The organism is Chryseobacterium pennipullorum (assembly GCF_003384725.1).
Classification (GTDB): Bacteria; Bacteroidota; Bacteroidia; order Flavobacteriales; family Weeksellaceae; genus Chryseobacterium; species Chryseobacterium pennipullorum.
In genome coordinates this window covers 54,317-77,780 of the sequence record NZ_QNVV01000015.1, presented here as the reverse complement: position 1 = coordinate 77,780, position 23,464 = coordinate 54,317, and the positions used below count along the sequence as shown (strand labels likewise).

6 protein-coding genes and 1 tRNA gene are annotated in these 23,464 nt (G+C 41.8%); 3 read left to right on the top strand and 4 right to left on the bottom strand.

Going from position 1 to position 23,464, the window contains the following annotated elements; genetic code table 11:
- The first annotated feature begins 228 nt into the window (after positions 1 to 228).
- The 3 genes from uvrA (at position 229) to DRF67_RS15535 (ending at position 4,500) form a co-directional block, all read left to right on the top strand.
- Complete coding sequence (gene uvrA, locus DRF67_RS15545; RefSeq protein WP_115929216.1) at positions 229 to 3,021, top strand: excinuclease ABC subunit UvrA; 2,793 nt, start codon at positions 229 to 231, stop codon at positions 3,019 to 3,021.
- A gap of 178 nt (positions 3,022 to 3,199) precedes the next feature.
- On the top strand, positions 3,200 to 3,967 hold the full coding sequence (locus DRF67_RS15540) for a S9 family peptidase (RefSeq protein WP_228435825.1): 768 nt from the start codon (positions 3,200 to 3,202) through the stop codon (positions 3,965 to 3,967).
- 458 nt (positions 3,968 to 4,425) lie between these two features.
- Positions 4,426 to 4,500 (top strand) — tRNA-Arg (locus tag DRF67_RS15535).
- A gap of 265 nt (positions 4,501 to 4,765) precedes the next feature.
- On the opposite strand, the gene DRF67_RS15530 is transcribed toward DRF67_RS15535, so the two are convergent.
- The 4 genes from DRF67_RS15530 to DRF67_RS15515 all read right to left on the bottom strand — a co-directional run bounded on the left by DRF67_RS15530 (position 4,766) and on the right by DRF67_RS15515 (position 23,247).
- Positions 4,766 to 5,305 (bottom strand): hypothetical protein, encoded by a 540-nt coding sequence (locus DRF67_RS15530; RefSeq protein WP_115929214.1) that lies wholly within the window; start codon positions 5,303 to 5,305, stop codon positions 4,766 to 4,768.
- A gap of 65 nt (positions 5,306 to 5,370) precedes the next feature.
- Positions 5,371 to 7,524 (bottom strand): Hint domain-containing protein, encoded by a 2,154-nt coding sequence (locus DRF67_RS15525; RefSeq protein WP_115929213.1) that lies wholly within the window; start codon positions 7,522 to 7,524, stop codon positions 5,371 to 5,373.
- A 42-nt stretch (positions 7,525 to 7,566) separates the two neighbouring features.
- Complete coding sequence (locus tag DRF67_RS15520) at positions 7,567 to 15,564, bottom strand: Tc toxin subunit A-related protein (RefSeq protein ID WP_165851812.1); 7,998 nt, start codon at positions 15,562 to 15,564, stop codon at positions 7,567 to 7,569.
- A gap of 198 nt (positions 15,565 to 15,762) precedes the next feature.
- Positions 15,763 to 23,247 (bottom strand): SpvB/TcaC N-terminal domain-containing protein, encoded by a 7,485-nt coding sequence (locus tag DRF67_RS15515; protein WP_165851811.1) that lies wholly within the window; start codon positions 23,245 to 23,247, stop codon positions 15,763 to 15,765.
- Positions 23,248 to 23,464: the final 217 nt, after the last annotated feature.

Genomic DNA, 23,464 nt, shown 5'->3' with positions numbered 1-23,464 from the left:
TAGAATTTTCACTAAAAATTCGTAATTTTGTGGGTCTTAATTTTACTGCGAAAACATTCTTTTTCAGCCGTGTTTTTTGATGGCATCATGTAGAAAATGCTATCTGCCGGATGAATTCAGGAATACATTACAGTCCAATTGATGACTGCTGTAGAATAATCTGTGGCAACACACCATCGTACCGGCAGACCCTAGTCCTGCACAGTACATTTTATGAATAAACAAAATATGGCCAATACGACAGAAATAGATATTAAAAAACAGATTTACGTTAAGAATGCACATCTTAACAATCTGAAACATATAGATGTCCTGATCCCTAAAAACAAGCTTATTGTGATTACAGGAGTTTCAGGAAGCGGTAAGTCATCGCTTGCTTTCGACACGATCTATGCGGAGGGACAGAGAAGATATGTAGAAAGCTTAAGTTCTTATGCACGTCAGTTTTTGGGAAAACTGGAGAAACCAAAGGTAGATGATATTAAAGGACTGGCTCCCTCTATTGCGATCCAGCAGAAAGTAATTTCATCCAACCCCCGATCTACGGTGGGTACCTCCACCGAGATCTATGACTATATGAAGCTTTTATTTGCCAGAATCGGAAAGACGTTCTCTCCGATATCAGGTGAAGAAGTAAAAAAAGACTCTGTATCCGATGTGGTGGATTTTATCAAAGCATCTGAAAAAGACACCTCTTTCCTGCTCACCGCTCCACTGGAATATGATGCGGACAATTTTAAGGAAACTCTTAATGTTTTAAAGCTTGCAGGATTCACCAGGCTTGAAGTGAATGGAAATGTAGCCGGAGTTGAAGATCTGGAAAGCTTCGGGTTTGTTCCGGAAAAAGGAATGACGATCAATCTTGTCATCGACCGTTTTTCGTATGAAGAGGATGAAAGCTTTCTACAGCGTCTTGCAGACTCTATCCAGATGGCTTTTTATGAAGGTCGCGGATATTGTTCATTAAAGAACGCGGATACCGGTAAGGTGAAAGAGTTTTCCAACAAATTTGAACTGGACGGAATAGAATTTCTGGAACCGAATGTTCATTTTTTCAGTTTCAATAATCCTTACGGGGCATGCCCTGCCTGTGAAGGCTATGGGAAGGTAATCGGAATTGATGAAGATCTCGTGGTTCCGAATAAGACTTTATCCGTTTACGAAGATGCGGTAGTCTGCTGGAGAGGAGAAACCATGAGCGAATGGAAGAAGGATTTTATCAAAAAAGCCGGTGACTTCCCTATTCACAAGCCCTACCATCAACTAACGAAAGAACAGAAAGCCTTTTTGTGGAAAGGTAATGGAAATAGCAATTTTCCATGTATTAATAATTTCTTCAAAATGCTTGAAGAAAACTTATACAAGATCCAGTACAGAGTAATGCTTTCACGCTATCGTGGAAAAACCCTTTGTCCTACCTGCGAAGGATTAAGACTTCGTGAGGAAACAAGCTGGGTAAAAGTAGACGGACATAATATCCAGTCTATGATTGAGCTTCCTTTGGACGAGCTGGCACCACTGATTAACGGATTAAAATTGTCTGAACACGATAAAGAAGTGGCCAAAAGACTTCTTTACGAAATAACGACAAGGCTCGAGTTTTTATTGAAAGTAGGTTTAGGATATTTAACCTTGAACAGAACGTCCAATACCCTTTCAGGGGGGGAAAGTCAGAGAATTAATCTGGCAACAAGCCTTGGAAGTTCTCTGGTAGGTTCTATTTATATCCTGGATGAGCCTTCCATAGGCCTTCATTCGAAGGATACGGAAAACCTGATCGGAGTGCTGAAAAATCTTCGCGATCTGGGAAATACCGTCATTGTTGTTGAGCATGATGAAGACGTTATGAGAGCTGCAGATTATATTATCGATATTGGTCCTGAAGCAGGATACCTTGGAGGTGAACTGGTTTTTGCAGGAGATTACAAGGATCTGAAAAAAGCCCATACACTGACTTCTGATTATCTTACAGGAAGACTGGAAATAGAAGTTCCCAAAAAACGAAGAAAGGCAAAAGAATGGATCCACATTAAGGGAGCCCGTCAGAATAATCTTAAAAATATCGATGTGGATGTTCCTCTGGAAAGTCTGGTCGTTATTTCCGGTGTTTCAGGAAGTGGTAAATCTACCCTGATGAAGGAGATCCTTACCAATGATATTCAGATCCAGTTGGGAATGGGAGGTAAAAAGGGTGAGTACGATTCCGTTGAGTTTCCGAAAAAACTCATTAAAAATATTGAACTGATCGATCAGAACCCGATTGGAAAATCTTCACGTTCCAATCCTGTCACTTATCTGAAGGCTTATGATGATATCCGTGATCTTTTTGCGAAACAAAAAGTGGCCAAAATGATGGGTTATAAGCCTAAGCATTTCTCTTTCAACGTAGATGGTGGAAGATGTGACGAATGTAAAGGTGAAGGAGTGATCAATGTTTCCATGCAGTTTATGGCTGATATCGAACTGGAGTGCGAAGTTTGTAAAGGGACCCGTTTTAAAAACGAGATCCTTGAGGTTAAATTTGATGAAAAAAGCATTTCCGATATTCTTCATATGACCGTGAACGAAGCACTGGATTTCTTTAAGGATAATAATGAAGAAAAAATTGTAACGAAACTAAGACCTTTACAGGAGGTGGGACTTGGATATCTCCAGCTTGGACAAAGCTCTTCCACTCTTTCAGGGGGTGAAGCACAGCGTGTGAAACTGGCTTCTTTCCTTGTAAAAGGAGTTACAACAGACAAAACGCTGTTTATCTTTGACGAACCTTCTACAGGCCTGCACTTTCACGATATCCAAAAGCTGCTGAAATCTCTGCAGGCGCTGATTGATCTTGGTCATTCCGTCATTGTTATTGAGCATCAGCCTGATATCATCAAGTCTGCGGATTACATCATTGATATTGGTCCGGAAGCAGGGAAGCATGGCGGCGAAGTTGTGTTTGCCGGGACTCCTGAAGATCTGACGAAAAATAAGAAGTCCTTTACAGCCAAATATATCAAAGAGAAACTTGAAAATTAAATAATCAGCAGAGAGCCATTGAGCTCTCTGCTTTTCTATACAGGCACACTCGCGTATGGTCTTACCAAACCACTACTGTCCGGAACGATTAACGGTCACTTTGCCGCTCTGAAAATTCCTCCTATATTTACTCATGAGAACAATCTATTCGTACTTCATTAAGTAAATGACATCATCCGTGAAATATAAACAGTATACTTTTTTAGCAATTCCTTTTTTAGTGGGCTGCCACAGCATGCAAAAAAACATCAGTTCAGATCATGAATATAAAGTCAAGCTGGACACTCTGACTTTATTTGATCCAGGCCGAGCCCGTAAAATCCCTGTTGCGATTTACAGTCCTGAATCCCAACGGAAAATTCCCAACCAGCAGGTGGTCATCTTCAATCATGGCTACGGTCAAAACAAAGGAGGCGATTATTTTGTGTATTCGTACTTAACGGAAAAATTAGCTTCAAAAGGATATTATACGGTGAGTATTCAGCATGAGCTCACTACGGACGCCCTGCTGCCTGTGGAAGGAAACCTTCAGATTGTGAGAAGACCTTTCTGGCAAAATGGTTCGGATAATATCCTGTTTGTTCTTAAAGAGCTTAAAAAGACCCGTCCGGATCTTGATTATAAGCATCTCACAGTAATAGGCCATTCGAACGGTGGCGATATGGCAGCCCTGTTTGCCAACCAACACCCTAATCTGGTCTATAAAGTAATCGCCATGGATAACCGAAGAATGTTTCTGCCAAGAACTTCCCTACCGAAAATTTATTCTCTGCGCTCCAATGACTATCCTGCTGATGAAGGCGTCCTTCCTACTTCAGAAGAACAAAAAAAGCATCATATGACCATCCAGCCCACATCCATCAATCATGGTCACATGGATAATAAAGGCAGCATGGAGGAAAAAAGAATCCTGTCAGAATATGTTTTGAAATACCTTTCTGAATGAAATTGAAATAGTTTATCCCCAAATCTCAATACTTATCCACAATAAAATGTGGATAACTTGTGAATTTTAACATTTAATTCATATTTCGTATTGAATTTATCACTACATTTACTATGTAATAATAATCGAAGTGGAAACTTTATTTGCTTTTCTTACTACTATTGAAATTGCAATTAAATTTGAAATAAAAATTTAAGCACAGCATTGTCGGCTGTGCTTTTTATTGTTGTCTAATTAAAAAAATGAGATGTTTTATCTACTGAATCTGCCCCTAAAGGGCAGATTCTTTTATACCTTATGCTTTAGCTAAAGCTCGGTGGATACAGGCTACCCTCATCGAAACATACAATAAGATGATCATGATACGTATTGATGCCATCAATAACAAGTGCCTTAATTTTCCAGACATCATTAATCATTAATTGTTTCAGAATAATTTGTAAATTAGTGTATAAAATGGCCCCATAGTTCAATGGATAGAACAAAAGTTTCCTAAACTTTAGATCCAGGTTCGATCCCTGGTGGGGCTACCAGACAGGGATAAGCTGTTTTCTTATCATTTTTTTATTATCTATATCCCCTAATCCATTGGTTACAAGAGACATACTTCTTAATACAGAATTTACACTGGTAGTTCGATATTCAATTCCTGTAAATTCAAGATTTGCTGGATTTTTTTTTTGTTTTAGTTTCCCAACTGGTGGAGAGAAAAATACTTTTTTCTTAAATATACTGTATTTTTCGATTCATATCGATTAAAAACACCATCCCTGCAAAGAATCTTTGCAGGGATGGTGTTTACTCACCCCAACGATTAAACCCGGGGTTTCCGGTATCTTCCAGGGGACAGGTATCGTTTGTTAACCTTGCTTTCCTGGCCACAACACAGCCACAGGTTTTGCAGGTGCGTTTATCTTCATTTTTCTTTAAGCTGATTTTATACACCAATTGATCGGGGGCTTCTTCTAATTGATCACACGAAGCACAGGCCGCCAGTCGTTTGTTATAAACCTCTTCCGTCACCGTAGAAAAGCCAACCAAACCCCATTTCCACATTGATTTTCCTAGCTTTTCAAGCAATTGCAGGTTGGTATAGCCGCTTTGCTTTTCTTCTTGTGGAACAACTGTTTTCGGACTGTATTGGGTCCGTTGGGCCAATAGCATATTCATCAATTCAGGACTTCTACGGGCTAGTAATAAATTCCGTGCATAATCCTCATCCTCAAGTGCAGCATACAACACACCGTCCGGAACAGGTTTCGACGATCCCAAAATTTCGCTAAACCGCACACAAGCCTCGTTCATGTTGGTCATTTCTTTTAGTTCATTCAATTCCATAGATTCAGGTTTTTAGTTAAAATCGCTGCCGGCAAGATTACCGGCAGCGATAGTAATCCTCTCTTTTAGACTTCAAAAGAAATAGATCGTTGTTGTAAATCAATTGTTGATCCGTTATACGAACGGACATTCGTTGATGCAGTCAACGTATATTTAACACCACGTTTAATTTCGGCAGCAATTTCCACGACAGGAATATTGGTTTTGGCCACAACACTACCGATACGGGCATCCGGATCGAGTGTAAAATCGTGGTAGCTGGAAGCCGAAGCCGGATTAACAAGGTCGTTAAATTCCAATTGAATAAGTCCCATCGCGTGAATCAGACTACTGCGAACCTGTTCGATCATCATGCTGCGTTGATTTTCATCCGAAACATGAGGGAATAAAAAGTTCAGGTCGGTATTCACTGTAAAGTCCGGAGAAACCTCACCATCAACAGTCACCACTTTGTTTTGTACCAACAAATGGAATGCGTCTTCCGATGCTGCTTCGTCAATATCCTGATTCACAAAACTAAACGCCCCTACCATTGGCGGGAATGCTTTAACGCCTACCACTTTCAATCCACCGGCTGTTGGACCACCAATTCCATCAGGTGGGAAATCCATTGCTTTACCTGCATCCAGTGCATCGAAACGCGTATCTACTGTAGGGTGATACGGATCGTTTGTATACGCCTGATTTTCGGGCGAAATATATTTAAACAACGAAGTATCCAATTGTTTAATTCCAGGATTGTACATGGTTCCGAAATTTTTCCCGAAATAAACATCCATTAGGAAACCTATACTGTAATAATCGGCCATAGCCACAGAAGTCCAGCCATTAGCCCCAATCGGATTTGATTTTTGAAGCGTCGAAATCATATGCGCCAATACAAACGATAATCCTTCCTGATCCATTCCTTTTAAACGTGTTAAACCACCCGTTAACACCACGTATTGCATATCCATCAACACAAAAGCATATGCATTAGGCGTCACGTTTGACTGATCATAATAGAAATTGATTTCCGGGAAAAACCCTTTAAACAAACGCAATACATATTTTATTAGCGAGCTGTTCATTCCAATATCTTCAAAACTCCAACGCGGTGCATTATTGTACACGTCCGCTGCCTGAGCATCGTCCAGATACGTTGCTGCTGTATTCGGAACAGTGATCGAACGTTCGCCATGCAGATAGAATTTTTGCGGACGCTGTACTTTTTCTCTTTTTCCGTCGCTTAATGCCGTAATATGCATTACGCCGTAGTATTCTTTCGATAATTGCGAATACTTTTTCTCATATTCTTCCGAACCGATTTTAGGCAATTCTTTATGATCTTCCATTGCACCCATATCGATAAGTTGACCCGAATTGGCCTGTAAGGTAAAATCGCCCGAAACAACACCTTCCGACAATAACAAGTGTCCGTCTATAACCCCATCGAAGGCAGCAGCAGTAGAAATATGGTGCACTCCACCTATATATTCTCCGATACTGATTTCGTGAATCGGTACCGCGTCTCCCCACTCATTTACCAATTCGTCCACACCCGGAACCAACCGATCACTACGTTTTAATTTTCCGGTACTCATTAAAAACAACTGATCCGGAGTTACAATAATCTGACGATCGTCGTCACCATAATGCATATATACCATGGCCGACTGGTGTCCGTCTGGTCCGGTACCCATACTATACGCCACTTTTCCGGTATTCCATTTCAATGATCCTGTTGCCAGTGATGCGGTTAATACCTCATCTCCCGTTTGAAAATACTCAATCGTTTTGAATCCCGTCGGAACAGCAATTTTGGTACCGTTCGCATAACACGAACAACAACAGAAACACGTTAATGCATAATAGCTATCGCCTTGCTTAGTACAAGCCCGTCCCCGTTTGGTACTATAATCCGATGGATTGTCGATGTTCAAACAAACACCACTCGGATAAGGATATAATACATTTTTAGGGACACAATCCGGAATTGGGTTTCCGTTCACGTCTTTACAGTTACATAAAGCGTGTGCCTGAGGCGAAAAATCGCCATAATCCTGACAGTGACGGTCTGGACAAATCAAGGCAAACGGCTTACTCGCCGAAAAACTGTCGGTTTCCAGATTCTCTTCTGTAACCTGTGCGTTTGGCCCTGTCCAGATTACCTGATTTACTTCTTTTGCGTTAGGGTCAAGGTTCGCCCTAATTGATGTTACGCATTCTTCCCATGCCATAATTTAAAAGTTTAAAGGTTAATATTTAGTTGATGATGAATTTTATTGTTTTGCAAATACATTAGATGTATAGTTAATAATAATGAGCAGTCCGGTTAATCTGTTCGGATCAAGTTGTTTCTTATCGGCCGTAAGCAATTCATCCGGTGTATTGGCGATTGTAAATAGAAGTTCTGCTGTTTCTGCCTCAAAAGGCCCGCTAAGTGCAACCGTTCCTACATTATTCGTTATCGGAACGCTCAGATCGCTTTTATCCGATTGTTTTAAGGTTAAAAAGCTACCCTCCTGTTTATCGGAAACCGTTGTATTATTTTGAGTTTGCACCACTACTGTTACCGATTGTAGTGCTACCTTTTTAAGGTTTGGCAGCACAATAGCATCGGTTAAACTAAACGCCATCGATTGCGTTACCGGATTCGGTTGCGGATGCATAAACTGATACCAGTTAGCACTAAAAGCCTGTTGCAATACAATTTGCTTGGCTACCTGATATGGATACGGTGGATTCTGGGATTGCAGCTGATTTTTTACATCGGTGGCAAACTGTCCCATATCTTCGTAAGCCGTATAGCTGATTTTTACGATAATGTCGGATATTGAATTAAAATCGAAATGATTGGTTTCCGGCGGCAGGTTTAATTCCCATTCCGAAACAGCACCGGTTCCTTCAAACGGCAGATACATGCTATCGTTAAAGTTGAGCACAAACAAACCATTATCGTCCATACCTTTGGAAAGTGCGATTTTCTGGTTGGGAATCCAGTCTACCCGTACATTACCCGGATCGGGATTATTAACCGGATCCATAACATATTTAACCGCATTGATTTTAGGTTCCATCACGGTATAATTTTTGGTTTGTCGCAATACCGCATTAATATTTTGATAAGGCCCTACCACAGCAGGAATCGATACCGAGATCGTTTTGATTTTACGCAGATACTGTCCCGGGAAATCAAAATCGAACAACTGTTCCGAAAGTTTAAAACGAAGCGTTCCTTTTACTCCCGAATGAAGTCCTGTTTTAAATTCCATAAACTGTAACGGATCCAGTTGTAGCAAGGAAATCGTCTTTTCAATTTCGAAAGTACGTGTGTTTTTCAACACATAACTGCGTTCCATTTGTTGTAACGATAATAATAAAGCTTCGCCCGACAACAGTCCTTTGTGAAGAGTATCCCAATAATCGAACTGAATAAACTGTTCGGTACTGTTCAGCTCATTCTGATAAGCCGATTGTGCTGCCAACGCCATTCCCAGCGTAAGCTGATACGATTGGAAATAAATGGTTGACAATCGGCTGATCATCCACGAATAGAAATCCATATTCGTAAAACGAGTCGTCAGGAATTGTTCATAGGCATTCTCCTGATCAATTGTTTTTTTATGAATCACCAGATTCTGCTGGTTGATTAGTAGTTGCGCATTAGCCGAATTAATCTGATCCTGAATTTGAGCCACATCATAGGTTGCTGTTTGCTGTTGCAGCTTCCAGTCGTCACGTCGTCTGTTATACTGAGCAGTCGTCGCAATAATTCCGGCACTCTGGTTTAAAATAGACGAAGTCGTTTGTGCAATCTGAGCGCCCGCATTAATGGCATCTCCGAACTTCATCCCTCCATCGGCAAAACCAAAGATATTCGGTGCCAGATAACCGGCAATCGAAATTCCGTTAATTCCAATTGAAACCGATTCGGGATAAATAGCTGCACCTTGTAACGAAAGGCTGGCGATTTCAAGAGGACTCAGGTTTTCGTCGTACTGCTGTTGGTAAAATTGTTCACGATTTTGAGCACTTAACAGATTTTGCTGCAAACCGGCGATGTTTTGTTTGGCTTCTTCGATCTCCTGTTCTTTAATCATTGTGTTAAGATTAAGCAGCACATTTTGCTGTGTGGCCTGTAATTTGGCCAGTGCTGAATCGTCTTTACGTTCCAGTGCACTTAATAAACCGGATCCCAACTGACTTAATGTAGAAGCTATATTTTTTACCCGATCGATAAGATACTCAAAGCGATAAGCCGGAATAGCAGCATTGTTCGTTATAATACTTAACGGATTACCTCCGCTTGCCGCAGCACGTGCCAATAAACCAGGATCGATAGGCGGTTCGAATAATTGCAATGGTTGTGGTATTCCATTAATATTTAAGCTGTTGTTTATTTTATAAAGCCGATCGACAACAGTATCCCAGTATTGTTCGAGTTTGTCATTTTCCGGTACACAGAAATAAGCATCAATATCGTTATACGGTTGGAAATTTAATCCGCTGGAACTACTTCCCACATGATCTTCGAGGGTAATTTTAAACTGTGGTATATTGTCGCCGTATTGAGCCACAATGTCGTTAAAATTCGCCGGATCCTCAGCCTGACACGGTCCAAGATCTTCCGGTTTTGGCCCCAGTAAATTATAAGCGTAGATGTACAACATATTCGCCATGGTATTACTCTCCCAGGTGTACTGCGAAAAATACCAATCGCCCCATTTAATAAGGTTATCGATATATTGCATTACCATTGTTTTTTCGTAGGCGCCAATACGCAAACGGGCAATAGCATGCGGATCGAACGGATATTGATTGTAGGCCGCAATTTGTTTGGCGTTCGTAATGTTTTCGAGCAACGAAGCTACCGTATGGTTCCGGAAAGGATTAAACTGCCATACGCGGCATATATCTCGCGCTACCTGATGGTTGAGCAATACATTTTTTACCGATTGAATCTGTACCGGCTGAAGGAAAGAAAGAATCGAATTCAGATTGGTTTTGGCTGTAAATTTACTGCTCACATATCCTTCGCTATCAATCCATTTATTATCCAGTAAAACGCGGTAAATACGACTCGAATCGGTAACTCCTATCGTGGCACACACAAAAGAATCTGCCTCTACCAGATAAGGCGCCGCCGTTGGATCGTAAATATATTTGTACCATTTTTCAGCCTGATCAAATACCTGATTTGTCTTTAATAAATTGGCAATATACATGGGCGCGTGGAAAAACAATTCCCAATAATACAATTCATACGCCCCGTTAAAATCGACCTGTCCACCATCGGGAGCTTCAGGAGCGACAACATATGGCTCTTCAAAACCAAACCTGTTAAAAGGCAATTCCGGATCCACCGGGATCAATTGACTTTCGAGTGACAACAGTTTGCCGACACCACCGGAAAAGATACGGGCACTGAGATTATGAATAGCTCCTGTGGTAAGACGTATCGCTTTAAAATTATATTCGCAAGCATAAGGAGTGGTGTTCAAACTTCGGAAGAATCCGATAGACGACGGGTATTCTGCCTGATACAACACCTGTACCACAAAACGTACTTTTTTATCGATATCCGGTTGCCCTTCCAGAATATCGTAAAGCTCACCGGTTAACTCATTAAAATCAATATCCGTCATTAAACGGCCGTTTTTATCGAGATACCCGGCCTGCATAAGCTGATCAAAAATATTTTTAGAACCATTGGCATTAATCCCGGCACTGTCAGAAATAAAATCAGTATTATAAAACAGCGGTTGATTGGTTAATATATCCAGAACTGAATCAACCTTATCGGCTTTATTCGGTTGTCCTTCCAGCATCTCATTGAGCGCCTTAGTCAGATCGCTAATTGTTGTACCACGTTCCAGTTGTCCGTCGGCTGTAAAATACCCGTAATCAATCAGATTATTATAAATCTGGCTGGATCCACTGGCATCGATACCGGCGCCCGAGGAAAGGAACGATGTTTCCAAAAACATAGTGTCGGCATTAAACAACAAATCGGAAATAAATACAGGATCTTTATCAGGATCTTCCATTAAAAACGCTTCTTTGTCGCCATAAAAAACAAAGGTTCCTACGGCGTTTTTAATCGTAAACAATCCGTAATTTTTATTCCGTACGTTTTGGGATAACCAGCGGGAACCACTGGCCCTGTTTACGACTCCCATTACAAACTGTGTCTTTTTAAGCTGACCAGGATCGCCTTCAAAAATGCTCATCACGTCGGTGCGCATTTCCGCATAATCAGAACGTCCCAGCATACCGCTACTATCGATATAACCATAGTCTACCAACGTATTATAAACCGTTTTAGAACCGGCCGCATTAATACCCGCATCGGTAGAAATAAATGAACTGTCCGATAAGGAAGTTTGTGGTGTTGGAATGGCCGGAGTAATAATCTGTCCCGCAATATCATTATCGTAAATCGTACGGGAAGTACTAATCAGGTTCATTTGTCCCGATGTTGCGTCGATTTGTGGAGTAAACAGAGGATTACTCTTATCGCTGTCTTTTTCGAAAAACAGGATTTCGTCGGGGTTTACCAAATAACTGCTATCCAGACTGTCGTTTAAAACAATCGGCTTAAACAACGGCAACTGCCCTTTATACCCCAGATTATAGACATAATTATAGTTTTGCCCTGTTTCAAACAATTGATTTTCAAAAATCTGAACTGCCGGATTGGAATCATTCGGTGGATTATTGGCAGGTTGCGGATACTGCACCGTAGTATCAATCATCGGGCCGAAGGCAATCACTAATTGTTCAAATCGATTACCGCCATTGGTAATTTCCCAGAAACTATCCTGTTGTATTTTGAGCGGATATAATTTATTCCACCAAAGACTATTGGGGTCGAAGAAATTGTCTGGAAAAAGTTTATTATTTGCTGTTCTATAAGCACTTGGACTAACATCAATAATATAGTCTTTTACCAGTGATTGTGCCGGTACCCATTGATTCTGAAAATTATAAAACGTATAGTTTATCGAGGCCTTCACAATGTTTTCGGTAGTGGTATTCGGTGTTTTATCGATCGCAACACTCTGTTCTACCCAAAACAGGAACAACTTATTAAAGGCATAAACCGGTGTAATTTGTACGGCATTAATGGCCAGATCAATTTTAATCCATTGTGACCAGGTGCCTTCGCTTTCCCTTGTGATATAGTAATAGGTATATGGATTGGTAGCGGTGCGCGCAAACAAAAACAAGGTGGGCTGATTATCTCGGGTATCGTCAGAAACCCTACAATAATAGGCATCTACATACACCAGTTTTGCCAATTCTGCAAAGCCTTCCAAGTATTTCATATACGCCGATGTTACATTGCCATCGGTAATATCGTTTTGCTTTAGGTCATTTTCCAGTTGTTTAAACAGATCGGTTTTGGAGCTGCGGAAAGCCGGATCGAGATAATTTTCAGGATAGAGGAAAATTTCGCGGTTGGCTTCCCATACCCTATAATTCATCATCCATTCCCACCAAACATCAGGGATCGGTAAAAGTACCACACCGGCTTCCAGTTTCGAACGACAACGGTTCATATACAACTGAATCGCATTAAGTGCTTCTTTGATATAGGAAATTTGTGCTACATCCGACATATCCACATCAATAAGCAAATAGTCGTGTAAATCGCGTGTATTCTGGATGTAGGCAGTGTCATCGGCAGAGCGCAGGGCAAAGATAGTCGCTCCAATCAGGGCGTCTCTTTGGGCTGATGCGGTTTTACCGCCAATTTGTACGGCCAGCTGATTCCAGTCGCTTCCTATATTATATCGTGCCTGAATCGCGGTTAATAATTTGTTTTCCTGTGCTACAAATGTATCCCAGTCGGCAACACCTTTTCCGGCCAGACTAAGTAACCCCTGAAAAGCGTCCAGATTTAAACCTGTTTTATTAAGCAGCGTAATAACGGCCTGCATGCTGTACAGGCGATCAACCTGATTGGTATATTTTAAGGCATACAATGCTGTGATTATCGATTTATCCCATCCGGTTGCTTCCGACAAGATGGCTGCGGCAACATCATTTTTATTGCCGGTAATCGCCGTCATGTAGTCTGAAAACCGATTGTTTACATCATTATAAATACCGGTAAAAAACTGGAACTGAAGGAGTACAATGCTATTTGCAAACGTTAGTTTTGTGGTATCGGTAATGCCATAAGCCGCTTTACTGACAGCAATATTATCAAGTAAATCCTGACTGACGCCAGTTTTTTCTACCCATACCAACCAACGTGAAATTAGACTTAATGCTTTTATCGCATTGGTTGTATCAGGGTTCAGGAATATCGAAAGTGGATTGGTAACAGTAAGTCCCAAAACCGATTGCGCCAATGAGGATGGAATACCGAAGAACGCACCAACCTGTTCGTAAAGTTTGATCAATTGATCGTCTTCAGAATCGGATGCGGGAATAAGTATCGGTAGTGTTTTAAGCCATGCTTCACTTTTATCGGGATAGTATAAAATGTTAACGGTTGGCGATACAACCGCATTTACCGTATAATTGAGATCCTCAAACGTTAGTCGGGTCACTGTAGCCAGTGTTTCTTTGTTGTCAATGAGTGCCGTCAGCTCATCAATCGTAAAAACCAGTTGTACTTTTCCCGATAAACTTAAAAAGCTCAGATAATCTTGGATGCTTAATTTAAAATAGCCTGCCAGGCCTACATGACGCGACAAGGCTGAAATGGTTGGTACATTTAGCACTATGGTGGGTGTAGCCGTATATAAAGCCGAAACCAGCAGCTGCAAATCGTTTTGCGAAACGCCCAAGGCTGAAGCAACACGAACCGCATTGGCCGGATTGTTTCCGCTGTTGGAAGCATATTCCCAACTTAATGGTGTATCCAGATAGGTTTTATTAAGCGGATATGCTTCTGTAGCACTATTTTTAGGGTGGTATAAAGCGGTTTGTCCGGTGTTAAACACGATGTCAAACGGTGCTGTCGACTGTGCCGGATCGTTGCCCATTCCGTAAGTTTTCAAATCAAACAAATAGGTACTTACCGTAGCGACATCGCTATTCATTCGGGTAACCAGTTGTTGTAATTTTGGTACCAGTTGTAATATACTTTCATTAATTTCCGGTGTTCCGTTATTCAAAGCATGTAAAGCCCAGTCGAGATCATCAAACGACCATTCGCTAAGCAACGTAAGGCGCAAATAGCGATTAATCTGATCCAGAGCCGTTGGCGTCAGGTTATCGATGGTATTTACCGAATCGGTATTCCCCACTACAATCGGTTTGGCTAACCCCTTATTGATAAAGAACTGGCCATTTAGTCCGGCTGTAATTTCGGAACCGGATAAGTTTTGGTATAGTAAATCCTGGACTTGCGTTACCAGTAAATCGGTTTGTTTAGAAAAGACTGTAAAGCTATTCAGATCGTCCAGTTTCGTCACCCCAAAATAGGTTTGTAATTTCGCGGTATCTACCGTTGCCGTTTTAAGCAAATTCCAACCTTCGAGGGTTGTTTGCAATTGTTCGGCGGCTAATTGCGGTCCGGTTAATTGTTGGCAGGCAAATATATCGCCCAGTGTTGTTTTTAGTTCCTCGAGATAAATCCGTATACTGCTTAACGGTTGCAGGAATGGTAAGTTAAACGGATAATACGTCGCGGCAAGCTGCTTGTACAAATCGGTTGTACCTGAAATTTTCCAACTGGTCGACAGACTTTGTTCCAAACGTTCAATGATGATTTGTAAATATGGGACGATTGTATTTGTTTTTTCGCAGGTTAGCGGTATCGTTCCCAAATCAGGACGTCTTACAGCCAATGTACTTGCATGGGGTATGGTAGCGGTATTGGGTTCGGTAATATATTTTTGTACAATACGCATCAGATCGACAAAATAGGCTGCTGGTCCCAGTACCGATTTACATTCCGGGCAATCGCAATAGTTTAGACTTCCAAACAGTTCCTGATAGCCTACCAATCCAGTAAAATACTCGGTTACCTCTTCACTTACAGATGATGTTGATATCGCTTTAGAAAGCGGCGTCGACATATTTAAAATGGCATTGGTAAGATTAGCCACATTATTGGTTACTTCAGTCGCTCTCCTGTATACCTCCGATGCTACTTCGGCGCAGCCAAAAGCATCGGTATATTGTTTTACAAACACTTCTCTGCTTTGTCGGACAATGTCGTGAGCTGAGTTTAATCCATCGAATTTTTCGTATAGAGTAACCATCACATCAGCCGTTAATTTGTTGCCCGCTTGCGCTTCCGGATGTAAGCGTACCACCCGAGCCACTTGTTTGAGCTGTTCTACCATGTCGGTTGCGGTGGTACGAGATTTGGTTTTGGGTAGCTTTATGGAGGCTAAGGTCTCTTCCATATGAAGATTGGCCGTTAGCAAATCTATGTCCGGATTTACTTCATAAAATTTATGAATCAGTTGTTTTACTTCCATGAGTAGTAGTTTTACTGTTTTTTAATATCATTATTCACTATCGGTATCGTAATCGTGTACATGACTGGCAGATACCCCGAAATTTTTATAGTATATTCCTGCATAAGTCGTCATACTCAGATGTTCCTGATAAGGGCTCAACGAAAGAAGTGCCGCTACAGAATCCCAATAAGCGCCAGGGTGCTGACCATAGGATGTGGTAGCAATACTATGAATCTGGAAAAACAAGCTACAAGCCAGACAAGGTCGACGCGTACCGCCGATATAATTGAATTGTTTTCCGGCTTCCACAATTTTGGTTTCGGCATGTTGTTCTTCATGGCCTTTAACAAATTCCAGTTTATAATCTTGATACGCTCCGTTGATCTCGGTTTCCAGTTTACCCAGATGTCGGGCTACACGTCCTGAATAGTTTTTTTTATCCGGAACGGTAAAATTTTTAAGAGTGTCTGACAATAATGTACTGAGTTCATTTTGCTTTTTGTTGCTGGCTACATAAATCGTTTTTTCAGTATGATTGATTGCTGCCTGCACTTCGGTAAACTCCTCGTTTTGAGCCAAAAGAGCCGTCGATAAATGGCGAACCAGTAACCGTTCGGGACTCATCCCTTTATTAGGAGCGACAATCTCCTCGGTGACTCCTGTATATAAATTGGACTGATGGACACGTTTGGCTAATTTCATATTGCTACCATGTCTGGAAGCTATTTTTTCTTTCAACCTTTTACTTTTTTCTTTACGAATCTTTTTGGAAACCTTCAGCAATCTGGGTTTTTTAAGCGACTTTCCACCATCCGATTCATCATCTGCATCGGTTGCTGAGCTGTCGCTTAATGCAAAAGCCTTTTTTTTCTTTGCTTTTTTTGCGTTTCCTCCCTTACCACCTGCACTTAGTCCGTCAGCATCTTTCATGCTAACCGGATTACCGATACAAAAAGCATATAAATTGAGACCATCGACGCCACCGGCCGGATCGGGTTTATTCCAGCGCATCAGCCAGGGAACATAGTAGCGGTGCCCGTAGTAATATAATCCGGTAGTATCGTCCCGTTCTTTTCCGGAATACCGGTAGTTTTTAAGACTCACTTCCTGTTGATTCGGACCTGCAATAATAGACGTTCCGCCATACGGAAAATATTCTTCGTAACTAATCAGCAGCGCCTGATCGTCGACTTCAACCGCTACGGAATCCAGTTGGGTACAAAGCTGCCATCGGAATGAGCGGTCGCCGGTTTGTTTTTCCTTTTTATTGTCGTCGAGCTTCCAGTAATGCATAATCAGTAAACAGGTTTCGCCATCCATAATGCGTAAGGTTTCGCGTTCTAAGGTGGTAGTCGTTGTATTATTGGTAACCGTTTGCTGTTGTTTTAAGGCATAGTTGCCAAAGTATACCGTACTTTCCATCATGTTTACAGTACTGCCGTTTGCCATTCGTTCGCTCACCTTTCGGGTACGTTGTTCTGCACTGTCATATACATAATAATCGGCATCATCTTCTTCTTCCGGACGGGTAATAATAGCGGCACGCACCAGATTTTCGCAACAGTTATAATCCAGCGCCACGGGTTTATTGATCATAACCTGACGCAAATTCCCAGAGTCGTCGTACGTAATACCTGTTAAACGATTGGAATTCACCTCAACCGGTAAATCGCGGGTCCAGGAGGCTGATTTGGCAATATGTTTTAACTGAGTTAGGTTTCCGGAATTATCGTAGGTATAGTTTTCACTATAGTTTTCCAGTTTGTCATAATCAGAGGGTGCAACCGAAAATTTACTTTGTTTAAAGTCGTTGTTAACCACGTTATTCTGATAGGTGTTGGCTAATATTCCGGGATGCTGATAGCCATTTGCCGCCGACAAACGGTATAAAATATCGTAGGTATAATCTGATAGCGGCACCACCTTCTGATTGTTATAAAAAATAGTATCCCTGCTTAAATCCCGTAATCTTGTAATATTACCCACCGGATCGTATACATAGGTTATATTCTGCAACAGCGGATTTTCGCCCGAAGTTACCAATCGGGTATTTTTAAGGGTGATCAACCGCTGGGTAGTCGCTTCGTAAGTATAAACCGTTGATGAATTGTTGGCAAAAACAATCCGGTTTCGCTGGTTTGAAGCGTTATATTCAATTCGTTGGATAACCGGTTTTGACTTTCCGTCCGGTAATTTCAGATCGATCGTTGCCAGTAAGCCCGATTTCGAATAGCTGCGTTGTGTTACAGTACCGTCGGTAGTTGTTTCGGTTAGTAAATTGCCCACAGCATTATAGATTTGTTCGAGTGATAAAGTATGGGGATCCAACGGAACCTTTGCCGGATCGTTCCAATCGATGGCATCTTTGTAAACGGTAGTCATCTGGCGGATTTTCGAAATCGATTGTCCGGTAAGTGCATACCTGTTAAACGTTACAATTCCCGATAAATCTTTTTGTTCGTACAATTTTCCGCGGAGATTTAACAAGGCGGCATCCGGAATTTCTTCACCGTAAGTACACACCTCTACTAAAGGATATTGATCGACCGGAACAATCGGATCGCCATCAACATATCGCTTAACCCGTAGCGTTTTCTGACGTTGCAAACGATCGTATGTAATGCGTTGGTTATACATTCTTGGTGTCCACGACCAACATAACAACCCCATGATATTGTTAAAATGAAACTCCATTCCGCCATCTGCACTTTCGGTGACCAGCGCACTTGTTTCGTTCATCTGATAGGTGTTGCGCTGATTAATATAATCGGTACCCGTAGTCACATTCGTGTAATACAAACGTGGATCTATTTGCAGCAACACCCGGCTTTGTATATCGGTTTCCGAATAAGATGTTAATACACCTTGCAGCAAGATTAGGGTTATCTGTTCGTTTATACTGTCGAATTTCGGGGCCAACTGCAATTCAAATCCGGGTTGATACGGCGTAAAAATTGAGGTAAGCCATCCTTCGGCACTAATATAACCGGCGGTCACCAAAGCCTGCAAAATCTCGGCACCCGTACTGCCGGATCCGGTGGCAATGGCGTCAAATGTAGCAGCAGTAACTTTTCCCAGATTATTTGTTTGAAGCAAAAACTGCGTTCCTGTATTATCGAAAACCTCGGTTGTAGGTGTATTATAACATTTGGCCGCCTTATCTAAAGCATTTTTTTCGTCCTGCTGTTCCTGAGTCGGATTGACCGGATAATTAGCCATAAACGTTTTATAGTACTCCGAATCCAATACCGTATCGTCTGCATCGTAGGTTTTCTGTTCCCAGGCCGTAAAAGTGATTTTTGAAAAGAACCCTTTCGGATCGTCGGTACGGATTAACCGGCCGAGAGGGTCATAATGCATTACCGAAGGGGGCGGCATATTCCCTTCATCAATCAATGTCTGTTGATTTTCGTAATCGGATGTTGCACTAAAAAAAGGCAGGTATTGCTGTGCTACCAGTCCTTTATTATTGTATACGGTTCGGCCGGACGTATTCCAGCGTTCTTCGACCTGAACCAGTTTATTGTCGACATAAGCCAATCCAGGATCCACCAATTCTTTCTGTTCGATAATCCGGCCAAAACCATCTGAAAACTCAATCCGGATTCGACACTCTGAATTTTCGGCACCTTTATGAATAAAATTGGTTGCCGATAAAGATATAGCCGCCAAAGGCTGTTTACGATCGGTCCAGTTATGCTCGTCGTAGAAAAAGTAAGTCAAAGCACCTTGTATATAGTAATCCTGTTGGTCTAAAACCGATTGTATTGTGATGGGTGTTCCATCCGGTGCTGTTGTTCGTGTTTGATATTCTGCCGGAAAACCGCCATATGGATACAGGAGCATGCTCCCTTCCAAATCGCCATTTTTAATTCCGAATAGAGACGAAACACGCACTTGTCCTAACGGGTCGTAAAGTACCTGCGATACATTACCATTAATATCCACCAACTGTTTGGGTGTACAGGTATGATAATCCAGTGTGAGTAGTTGTGTGTTTTTGATGTCATTATCGGGATCAATATATTCTATTAATTCCACCGCCTGAATGTTATACGGTGCATCATAGCCCATCTTCCCGCAAACCGACAATTCTGAATCAGCTGCAACAAAAGGGTTGATCACTTCATCAGGCAAGAAAAACAACTCCGGAGTATCGGCTTTAAAATAAGTTTGTACCGTTCCATTGTTCCACCAATAGCCCGTTTCTTTATCGAAAACAAATCCGGCATTGGTAACGACATCGTTCGTTAATTTCCCCTTATAGGCCGAATCGATATAATTTTGGGTAAACTGTGCTGTGGCCGTATATGCCTGTAATCCCCGTGAGGCGATTGTGAGTAATGGTAAAAAATGATCTTGTGTTTCATTCCAGAAATAATTGCGGGTCCAGGAAAGCTGCAAGGCCGCAACCGTTTCTCCGGGTGATACTCCATAAGGAATGATATTTTGCAGTGCCTCTTCTATGAGGTCATTACAGTAATCGAAATCCATGTATTCCTTACCCGTTTCCAGGGCAAAGCCCGACAATTGAAATGTCTGCTCCTGGCCTACGATTCCCATCCAATACATTTCTTTTTCGTTGGTATTGATCACATCAGTCGTTGTAAAAGTCGCCAGGAGTTGTTGTTGTTCCGGATATAACGAAACACCGTTAGTTGATGGTGTACGGCGCGGCGGATAAACGGTACAGGCCCGTTTTACTGTGCCGCTTTGAGGATCTACTTCAAGTGTAAATTGCTGTTCTATCCGCGGATCGTTTGCGTTACGTTCGTAATGATAAGCAATATGTTCCCGTGGATCGACACGGAAAATAGCATGCTCTTCATCGGATGCCGGCTGAACCAAAGCCACGCCATAATTAGCTTGTTCAACTGCATAAGGCACACTAGATTCGGGTTGATCATCTAATCCGTAAACTTCCGTCCGGATAAGGCTTCCGTTTAAGGCTACAAAAGCTTCCCGAAACGTTTTACCATTGGCGGCATAAATATCGGCAGCAAACACATTGTCCGGAAAATCGTAGGCATTAGCATCTCCCTTAAAGAAATCGGCCCGGTATTGCTCCTGTAATTCGTCATAACTTTCAAACACACCGGTATTAAACCATTTTTTGGTGTATACCGGGGGGACATACAGTTCTTTATTGATCTCGTTTACTGGGAATTCCTGATTTTGGATGGTCGCGGTAAACGTTTCATAGGTTTGTGTATCCCATGTTTCTACAAAACCAAATCCGCGGAAACTTCTTTCCACAGGATCATAATATCCGTCGTGATAACCAAACTCCTGAACGTAGCATGATTGGGAAACAGCATCCGTTTGCGTAATACGGTCGATAACCTGAACCGGAAAAAACAAACGTGTTTTCCAAGGTTCTCCGGCTTGTTCATCTTCCAGATAAAAGCGTACCGAACTGGAATAATGCAAAACCATTCGGCTACCGGTATTGTTATTGGTTTCGGTAAGCAAATAGGGTTTTAGTGTTACCGTAGCGATATCCTGCGGATCGACTCCCGAAAAATTCAGGTAATAATGCCTTGGCGTATCGGTTAGTTTCGAAAAGACCAGGCAACTGGTTCCGGTTCCCAATATATCAGCAAAATGAAGGCTGTCTAACGGATCGAACGATTCCGGTAAAGTAATAGTAATTGCCTCCGAAAAACTATTTCCGCTTTTATTGAGAAAAAGCTGAACCGCATTGTCTAATGCATATACAATATCCATAGTACCGGTTCCATTCAGATCGGCAAAATAGAATCGGGAAGCATCAAAACCGGCTTCAAAATAGGGTGCATTTATTAATTGGATACGTTGCCCAAAACGGCCGTATCCTAAGTTAGGCCAACAATAAATAGTTCCGTTTGCCACGGCAACCCGATGCTGTAATCCGTCACCAAACAAATCGGCAAAAGAGACCGATGTTTTTCCGGAGTTCTGACTTTGTAAGGGGAACCCTTCCGGCGCCGGTACTTGTTGTGGTTCGCCATATCCAAAGTTTCCCAATCCGGGATAAACCGTCAGATAATCGTCCGAAGCCACTAAAAAATCCGATTTACCATTCCCACTCAAATCCACCGATTCCGTTCCGGCCAATGCACTTGGATATTGTTCAAAAGGTTGGAACGGTTCCCAGCCTTGTCCTGTATTGGTATAGTATCCGGGTGGACTGCTTACCATCAGGTCTTTAATTCCATTACCCTGTAAATCGGTAATTACCCCCGAATCACCCACGGCAAAATCCGGTACAGTTTCCGGTTCGGAATAATGGCCGTTTCCTTTCGGGTTGTAATAAAATGATCCGCTATCGCGGGTATATAAAATGCCGGGTAATCCGGCGCCATTTAAATCAACCGGAAGAAAATCACCTGTATCAAGTTTTCCGGGAATAGTCCCATTATATGCAACAGTTAATGTACTAAACGTTGCAGTGGGTGCCACGTCAAATACCGAAAAAGTAAGCTCCAGATCCGGTTTTGCTAATAATTCGTAACTGCCGTCACTTTGAATTCTGCATCCGGTAATGATTACCTTTTTCAGGCAGGAAATCACTGCGGTCTGATCCGGTACCTTAGTATAATCCGTTGTATCATAATAGGCAAGTTGCAAACGGTTTACCAGAAAAGGATTCCCGTTGTTTTCGTTTTCAAAATGATGAAACAACAGTATATTTTGACACCTGCGATAAGTGCGCAATTGGAAGCCACTTCTAAACGAAGAAAACGGATCCGGCCGGCATGCCCAAGAACGTACCTCAGCATAGGGGTCGGCCGCAGTTGTTGTTAAATTATCCAGTTCATGCGATCCGTAGTCAAAAATAACTTCGAAAGCAAATTTTTCTTCTTTGGAAGTATTGTAATAATTGCCGTAAAAAATACGGTCAATATAATTTCGTGTAAAGGCGCCTCGATTTAAAATTCCGGTTTCCAGATCGTTTTCCCGTTGGTATCGAAACTGAACTTTGTTTCCTTTGGGATCGGTTATCGAAACGATTTGCCAGCTAAAGATCCGGGCTGCATCATCGGGATCGGCAACACGCGCCTCGGGAACCGATCCATATTCCGATACCGTGTTATTGGTTGCAAATGTACGCCAGAAGCTCTCACCGGTGGTTTGGTTTTTATGATATTCGATACGGGAATAATCATCTTCCACACGTGGAAAATAAATACAAATACTCCATATATCACCTTGTTGATCGGTTTCAGTGCGGGTCGCATTTTCTCCAGGTACCAGTTCTTTTCCGGAAAAGAGAAAAATATCGGTTCCGTCATATTTGGGGATTCCCTTTTCAGTTCGAATTGTAAATTCGGGGATTTCGACATCCCAGCCTACCCCAAAGATACTGTTACCCGATCCGGAATTGTAGGCCAACGAAAGGGACGGCGCTAACCCGCGGCCAGCCGTTATGGGAACCGGGATTGTATAGGCTGCGGTTCCTGAAAATGAATTGGGCTGAAATGTTTCACCTATTCCTTTTATTGCTCCTCCTCCACCGGGCAGAGAAGTACCAGAGATCGATACTTTTTCCATAGCTATCATTTTGACTGATTGCAATTAAAATACGTTTAAATGCGAACGACTTAAGACAAATAGAACCCAAACAAAAAGTTTACATTTTTTCCTTGTGATCAAATAAGGTAGACCAGTATATTGGGTTACAAACAAAATAATTTCATCAACAATTATATACCTTAAAGGTATGTACAACGAAAAGCATTAGATAGAGTGTAAATACCCAATTTACAAT